The sequence below is a fragment of the Clostridium sp. TJA032 genome (assembly GCF_058310275.1).
In genome coordinates this window covers 1-7784 of the sequence record NZ_JBZEFB010000010.1, presented here as the reverse complement: position 1 = coordinate 7784, position 7784 = coordinate 1, and the positions used below count along the sequence as shown (strand labels likewise).

Here is a 7784-nt window from a genome sequence, read left to right as displayed (position 1 = left end):
AAATAAACCATTAATGTTCCTTTTTGATTACTTTTTTTTGCTCTTTTTGAAGTTTTAAATTAGCTAAAGCCATATAGAAATCCTGTTTCTCTTTAGTTTTAGCTATTTTAAATAAGTACTGTAATTCATCATAACTATATTTTAAAAACTCTTTATATAAATCCATTTGTATTAAACACTCCTTTTATTTTCTTTGCTCATCACATATAAATGTCAAACGCCACATTCCTCTTCTAAAATCTATATCTGCTTTCCATAGATTATTATGTCTATCATCTATTAAATCATTTAAATTATGATTTACCTTGCTATCTATGTATCCTTTAACCTCATCAAATGTACTAGTTTGTGGAACTGGTATTAATACGCTTAATGTTTTATTAAACTTATATCCAGCTACTTTTCCTTTTATAAAATAATATGTTCCAGTGTACATACGATCCTCTATAAATAAATCTGCACCTTCATAGTAACCATTTATTTCGTTAATATTATAATAATCAGGTTTCTTTTTCTTAGTTTTTTGTAACTTTAATTTTTCATATTTATGCTGCCAACGTCCAATAATACTACTTAAAGTATTATTTTTATCTTGTAATTCATTAACTTTTTTTCTTAATTCTATTCTAGTTTTAGTTTCACTTTCCCAGTTACTATTTTTATCTTTTCTTAAATTTTCATTTTCTTTTAAAAGTTTATTGTAATTAGGTACTACTTTATTGTACTTTTCTACTAAGTCATTATAATTTTCTTTTACTTCTACAAGCTCTTTTTTTATAGAATTAACATATTCTGTTCTTAATGATTTTTCTTCAGAACTTAAACCTTTTAAATACTTTTCTTTATCTAAAAGTTTAATATATTCAACTTTCATTTTTCTAAGTTCAATTAACTCACTCATTAAACTATCATAATTTTCCTTGCTTAAGACAATATCATAGTTTTTTTCTTTATCAAATTCTTCTTTACTCGAATAAACTTTATAACCAAAAGTTCCTTTAACACCATATTTAATATTATTAAAATCATTTATTGACACTTTGAACTCCTCCAACTATAAAATAACGGGAGAATACTCTCCCGTTAAACTTAATCAAGATAATGTTTTACAACAACATTTATTCTGTTATGTCCTAAATTTTCAGATACTTCTTTCAGAATACTTCTATCAAAAGTTCTATGAGAACCATCTCTAGTATGATAATCGCCTCTTATTTCAATTTTAGCTTCTATCATAGTATTTTCTATCTCTTTATATTTAAGCCCCGCATATTCCCTTCTAAGGGCATGCTCGTCCATTCTATTAAGTACTTTGTTAAATACAGTTTCTCTATGCTCCTCTAAAGCTTTATCTCTCATAGCGATTATATGATCTTGATATTCTTTTAAAACCTCTACTGTACGGCTCCTACCTCCCTTGGATTGGCAACCATATTTATCTTTATTTATTTCTATTACAACTCTACCATTACTATTTATTTTTATTTGATCTGGTTTCAATAAGCTTAATTCACTTCTTCTAAGACCAGTACCTCTTCCAAAGTCAATTATATCTTTATTATTTTTTATAGAAAATTCACTATCATGCATTTTCTCTCCTCTGGATCTTGTAATAGTTTCTCTAGTTCTTTTAGGATAGTTAAATCCAAAATCCGCTGAACTACATCTAAGCAATTTAGCCATTGCAGCTCCATGAGTTCTTAAAGAATGTGGACTATCACCAGATTGTTCTCTGTATTCTAAATACTTTCTAGCTAAATCTTTATTTAAATTATTTATATTATTACCTATCTTATGAGTTTCTTTAGCCCATTCACCGAATCTAATACATTTATCTTTATATAAATCATAAGTCTTTATAGAATAAATCTTTTCAACTCGTGTCGGATTCCAAGGAATCCCTAACGCTGCACATCTAGCTTTCTCTATCTTTTTAGCTTCATGTTTACTTTCTCCATAAGCCTGTAACGGATCTAATCTCATTATTATTTGATGTTTTAAACTTCCTTTAAGTTTTTTAGCAGCCATTGAAACTACTCCTCTTTCTTGAATTTAATTTATCGTTGAGACACACGCATTGTTTTGGCATTTAATACGCCTGGGCTTTAGGAAGTAATGCTACTTTAATCCTAATGTTTATTTTGTTTAATAAACAACCACAATTTATGGTACAGACAATTCTGTCCCCAAATTACCGCTTAACAATTCGGCTTAATTTAATTTAACTAACATTTGTTTCAGCTCAATGCCTAACTTATTTACTATTCAAAAGTAATCCTTCTTTAAACTTTAATTACACCGTAAGGTTTAAATATACTCTAAGTAAATCGTCTTAGTGTACCACACATAATTAAAATATTAAAAAAACTTAAATGTTAGTACAGTAAAATAATCGTCTTACGCCGTTTATTTTACTGTATTATAAATAAATTAATATAAGTATAACACTTTTTTCCTTTGGATTAAATAGTTAAAACTGAATTTTTTAAGCAACTGAATTAAAAAAATAATAGGAAAATATATAAATAAGATATGCAGATCTATTGAATCATGTAAAAAAAATAAAGTATATGAAATAGATTTTTTAAGTTCAACTATAAATTTGAATTACCTTAAATCGTCCCTTCAGATACAAGCATAGGCATTTCTTGTAAACTCGAAATGTCTATGTTTGTATCTTCCACTCGATTACGGTAATTTAAATTTAAGTTTCACAATAAAAAAATCTATTTACGTAAAGTTAAAATAGCCTTTTAAAAAAGGCTGAGAATGGAATCAAGGGCGAGGAGGTACGACGAGTTTATATACCCTTGATGGAATGAAAGCCAAACACTTTGCAACGGAAGTTGCATTTGATAAAATGCGACTTCTTGCCGAACGGCGAGTGAATAGATTGAGGTGCAGGAGGATTACCTCCTGCTGGGTGGAGGGTAAAACCCTCCTAGGGTTTGGGACAAAGTCCCAAATATAAATAAATGCTAAATGCATTTATTTATATTTTAATACTTGATATACTGTTAACTTATAAAAGTTAAGGTATATCAAGAAGAGATTTTATGTTCTAGACTAGTAATACTCTAAAACCTATGTATCAGAAATGTTAGGTAAAATAGCATTTTTGTATCAGAAATGTTAGGTACCTAACATTTCTGATACAAAACGTATTTCGATTTCTCTTTTTTTAACTTTTATTACAAAAAAATAAAGAGAGTTTAACTCTCTTTATTAATATTTTTTAGATATTTCAAATAATGTTATTATACCTTTTAAATCGGCATATTTAGTACCTTTGTAATAAACTCTTGGATTTACTATCAACATATTAGCATTATCAAACTTAGCTATCATTATTACCTTTTCTTCTGATATTCTTAAATTAAAAAGTGCATCTTTTAATCTTTGAGGTGTACTATATCCTAATAATTCAGTTATCTCAGTCAAATTATATGGTTCTATTAATTTAGGATTTTCTTCATTAGGATTTTTACATACAATATTATAATTAAAATTTAAATAGTCTAATAGTTCTATCAATAATCCTAATTTTTTATGCTCTTTACTACTAGTATTTTTGTATAATTCCTTTATTGTATTATCAAATATTCTTATCTTACCATTAGCTTTACATTTTCCTCTAACACAAAAAATATTATTAACTAAAATTAATCCATTCTCATCATATTTTATCATGCTATTTTCTTCAAAAAATTTTATTGTTCTATATACTTCCATTCTACTTAAATTATAAAATATCTCTGCTAAATCTCTTTTTTTGATTAATCTACACTCACTGGTTCCATTACCTAATTCAATATAATTTTTATAATTCATATAAGTACATAAATATAAAAATCTAAATATATAATCTTTTTTAGATAAAAATTTATCTTTACAAAAATAAAAACTTCCAAATTGTACTTCTATTAGATTTTGTATATCTTTTTTATTTTCTTTTATTTTTTTTATGTTGTCATTCATTTTAACATAACCATTATTTCTATGATCATCTAAATACTTTATTTCTTTATTCGTTAGAAATCCTTTATCTTCTCCAGTTTTAGTATTAACTAAAATGTAGTCACTTAAATTTCCTAAACTTTTTTTCATTTTTTAGCCTCCTTAAATTAAAGGGTGCTAATTAACTTATTTATTAAATTAATTTTATTGCAAATTTAGTATAAATTTATTACAATATACATATAATTTAATAAATTAATGTTTTAATTAGCATTTTTGTTTTAAAAGAAGTTTTCCATCCGACCAAAGTTGAAGAACTTCTTTTTTGTTTTTCCCTTTTTACTTATTGTTTTAATTTTATCTTTTTCTGTATTTTTTTGCAATTTTTTATTTTCTTTGGTCTTAAAAATCTCTATATATTTAATATGCTTTTTTAAACCAAATTTTTGAACTAAAATTTATTTTTTTTATAATTTATCTCCAAATGGCATTTTTTTTATATAATTTTCCATGTAATTAAAATCAGGAACTTTTTTCTTTTCATTTGTTGGAAGTTTTACTTTTAACTCTTTACAATCACCTAGTCTAATCTGTCTTCCATAACACCATTTATATTTTTCTAATTCTATTACAGTTTTAATAAATAATCCAATATATTTATTGAACTTAAATTTGGGTATTAATACTGTTACATCTGATGTAGCACAAAATGGTCTATTTTGATAAAAAGTTGCCATATCAACTTTTCCTATTGTTAAACAATTCCCTTCAAATTCTGATTCTAAATCAGTAAATGCCATTATTCCATTATTAGTATCTTTAGAAGATACTAATGGTGTTTTTCCTTCTGAATATGCATCTTTTGAATAATATTTTCCTGCCTTCATATCAAAAAAATCAATTAAATTAAATTCACTCCATGAATCTGTCCTTACTTTTTCTATAATATTATTATTAGATTTTAAAATATTAAAATTAATATCTATTTTTTCAATCCAACTAGGGATATTATCAGGTAATTCAATATCTTTTAATGTTTTATTAGCTTGTCGTCCAAAACTATATCTATATGCATTTTTTTTAATACACATAGCATAAAAAAACTTTTCCTTAAAACTCATGCTTTTTCTTGGTTTTAAAACCATTATATGAAAAGCAGTATAGAATGGTTTAGTCTGAACAAATGTTGATAATACACTTCCACCTAATGCAACAGTTATTAATCCTGCAGGAAAAGGCTCAATTTCATTATATTTATTTACTTTTGCAACAACTCCATTGTTTTGTGATGTTCTAGAAACAAAATTAATATTACTATTAGAACTTAAATTCATATTTAATAGTTCAAAACCATTTCCAGGTATCATTTCAAAAAGATCACTAACTTTCAATTTTATCACCACTTTTCACTAAATATGCTAAATATTCTTTTATTGAATCTTCAAATGCCTCTTCATTTAAAGTGTTATAATCAGTTTTCATATATGCTTCACATAACCATTCATCATCTGCATTCACACACTTTCTTGCACTTATACCATCTTTTATATCCATATATCTGTATAAATCCAACCATTGTTTTTTTATATCATTCCACTTATTATTTGCATCGATACGCCCTAATTTCTTTCTTTTTACAAATCCATCATCTTTAAAATAAGCAAAAAATGTTTCTATATCAGAATTATGTGGAACATGTGCTTCCCAAACCATTATGCATGTATTTGTTCCAGTTGGGTAAAATAAATCATCTGGCATTGAAAAAACTGCCTTTAATGTATTCTTTTCTAATAATCTTTCTCTTACCTCTTTAAATTTAGTTCCTATTGCACAACTCATAGGAACTATTGCAACACCTATTCCACCAGGTATTAATATATCTAATAAATTTTCTACAAATTCTAATTCTGATATATCTTTCTGTGAGTATGGAGGGTTTATTAATCCAATGTTGATTTTCTTTTCTTTTAAGTTCTTTATTATTTTTTTATTAAAACAATCACCATTTTGAATATTAGATTTTCCATCTTTTCTTACAATCATATTTGCAACAGCTAAAGTAAATAAATCTGGATCTAATTCAACACCATAAAGGGATTCCCTTCTTATTCTTTCAAATTCATCTTCACCTTTTGCTTTTTCAAACATTTTAGACATAGCAGTTACTAAAAACGACGCTGATCCACAACATATATCTACTACTTTGCTATTTTTATTAACTCCAGCAATTTCACACATAAACTCTGTTATATGTTGAGGTGTTAAAACTATTCCTAAACCAGCTCCATCACCTCCACTATATTTTACAAATTCATGATAAAATACGCCTAATGCATCTAATGTAACTTCTGTGTGCATCATCATAGGTTTTATTTTCATTTCAAGTTGCTCTATATACCATGTTAATGAATTATTATGTGATAAAGGGATAGCTTTTAATTTTTCATTATTTCCAATAGTTTTAAAAGCATTTTTTACATAATCAATTTTATTCTTATTTATTTCATTAGTTCCTAAAACATTATCAATAGCAGCATTTAAAGCTGTTACTAATAATTTATATGATGTTATATTATTATAATCCCTTGAGAAATCCTCGTCTTGTAATGCAATTAATATCCCTGCAATAAATAAAGGCTTATGTTTTTCTGTTACTTTTATACTTCTTAAAGAATCATGCATAGTTAATGCAGTTTCTCTTATTTCTTCTAATGAATATTTTTTCTTAATTTTTTCCCCTCTTATTAAATGAAGATAATTTATTGGTTCTAAAATTATATTTTTTGCTTTCTTTAATTCTAAAAATTCATCTTGACCTTTTTTCCAGTAAAAAGTAGTTACCTTCATACTTTCTTTTTTTGTACCACTTACTGCTATTGCAATTACATTAAAAGCATTTTTTAAATATTTAGCATAATATAATACACCATCCTCAGCATATAAACTTGGTCTATTTTTTTCATCTGTAGAATGTCTTTTTACAGTATTTTTACATTCTACGACTATTATTGTATTTAAATCCTCTTTAAATGTTATTATAAATTCTGGTTTTGCTTTTCCTTTACCTTTAATTTTAAAATTATCTAAAGAACATTCTTTAGGTTTTCCACCCATTTCTTTTAAAATTAAATTTATTTTATCTATTTCCTTTACATCCCCTTGTGGTAATACAAATCCAAAATCATTTTCACCAAGTTCACAATCCATTTCTTTCAGTAATAAATGTTCAGTATATTGTTCAATAGCCATAATTTTTACTCCTTATTTCTTCTTATATCTTTGTTGATTAGATGATGTTTTATTTAATATCTCTATTTCTAATTCTGGATGCTCTTTAACATATGATAAAAATAAAGTTCCTAATGTAAGACGCTCTGTACCAAGTCTTTTCCATTCAAAACCTTTAAATAAGTCTTTTACTAAAAATATTTCATCTTTTTCCAATAGTTTTATTTGTTCTAAACAATAATCTAATTTACTCATAACTTCCTCCAAACATAAACATTGACAACAAGCTTAACAACCTGCTTTATTCTGATAATTATATTATATAAAAATAAAAAAAATACATCAATGTATAATAAATTTATTCTACATATTTTTAACAACGCTATTTTTAATTTTTACAAATTATTTTATTTAAAAACTCATCTAGATAAAATAAAAAAGTAGCTCTAATATGCAACAACTGATAAGCTACTTTTAAATAAACCATTAATGTTCCTTTTTGATTACTTTTTTTTGCTCTTTTTGAAGTTTTAAATTAGCTAAAGCCATATAGAAATCCTGTTTCTCTTTAGTTTTAGCTATTTTAAATAAGTACTGTA

General features: G+C 25.5%; 7 protein-coding genes. All 7 read right to left on the bottom strand.

The window, feature by feature from the left end:
- Positions 1–10: 10 nt before the first annotated feature.
- The 7 genes from AC4FRL_RS11510 to AC4FRL_RS11480 all read right to left on the bottom strand — a co-directional run bounded on the left by AC4FRL_RS11510 (position 11) and on the right by AC4FRL_RS11480 (position 7440).
- Entirely contained in the window at positions 11–166 is a 156-nt protein-coding gene (locus tag AC4FRL_RS11510; protein ID WP_491140389.1) for a hypothetical protein, read from the bottom strand.
- An 18-nt stretch (positions 167–184) separates the two neighbouring features.
- The gene (locus tag AC4FRL_RS11505) at positions 185–1039 is read right to left on the bottom strand and encodes a hypothetical protein (protein WP_491140388.1); all 855 of its coding nucleotides are present in this window, start codon (positions 1037–1039) and stop codon (positions 185–187) included.
- A gap of 50 nt (positions 1040–1089) precedes the next feature.
- The gene (locus AC4FRL_RS11500; RefSeq protein ID WP_491140386.1) at positions 1090–2028 is read right to left on the bottom strand and encodes a site-specific integrase; all 939 of its coding nucleotides are present in this window, start codon (positions 2026–2028) and stop codon (positions 1090–1092) included.
- A 1197-nt stretch (positions 2029–3225) separates the two neighbouring features.
- Positions 3226–4107: a hypothetical protein gene (locus AC4FRL_RS11495; RefSeq protein WP_491140385.1), complete on the bottom strand. Its 882-nt coding sequence runs from the start codon at positions 4105–4107 to the stop codon at positions 3226–3228.
- Positions 4108–4424: 317 nt separating this feature from the next.
- Positions 4425–5348, bottom strand: a complete 924-nt coding sequence (locus AC4FRL_RS11490; protein ID WP_491140384.1) for a restriction endonuclease subunit S — start codon at positions 5346–5348, stop codon at positions 4425–4427.
- The gene (locus tag AC4FRL_RS11485) at positions 5338–7206 is read right to left on the bottom strand and encodes an HsdM family class I SAM-dependent methyltransferase (protein ID WP_491140383.1); all 1869 of its coding nucleotides are present in this window, start codon (positions 7204–7206) and stop codon (positions 5338–5340) included. The genes AC4FRL_RS11490 and AC4FRL_RS11485 overlap by 11 nt, the downstream gene beginning before the upstream one ends.
- Positions 7207–7218: 12 nt before the next feature.
- Positions 7219–7440 (bottom strand): DUF1413 domain-containing protein, encoded by a 222-nt coding sequence (locus tag AC4FRL_RS11480; protein ID WP_491140382.1) that lies wholly within the window; start codon positions 7438–7440, stop codon positions 7219–7221.
- Positions 7441–7784 lie beyond the last annotated feature (344 nt).

Bases quoted from the DNA above. Each gene is read 5' to 3' on its own strand.
- AC4FRL_RS11480 (WP_491140382.1), bottom strand. From the start codon at position 7,440: ATGAGTAAATTAGATTATTGTTTAGAACAAATAAAACTATTGGAAAAA.
- AC4FRL_RS11495 (WP_491140385.1), bottom strand. From the start codon at position 4,107: ATGAAAAAAAGTTTAGGAAATTTAAGTGACTACATTTTAGTTAATACT.
- AC4FRL_RS11485 (WP_491140383.1), bottom strand. From the start codon at position 7,206: ATGGCTATTGAACAATATACTGAACATTTATTACTGAAAGAAATGGAT.
- AC4FRL_RS11500 (WP_491140386.1), bottom strand. From the start codon at position 2,028: ATGGCTGCTAAAAAACTTAAAGGAAGTTTAAAACATCAAATAATAATG.
- AC4FRL_RS11510 (WP_491140389.1), bottom strand. From the start codon at position 166: ATGGATTTATATAAAGAGTTTTTAAAATATAGTTATGATGAATTACAG.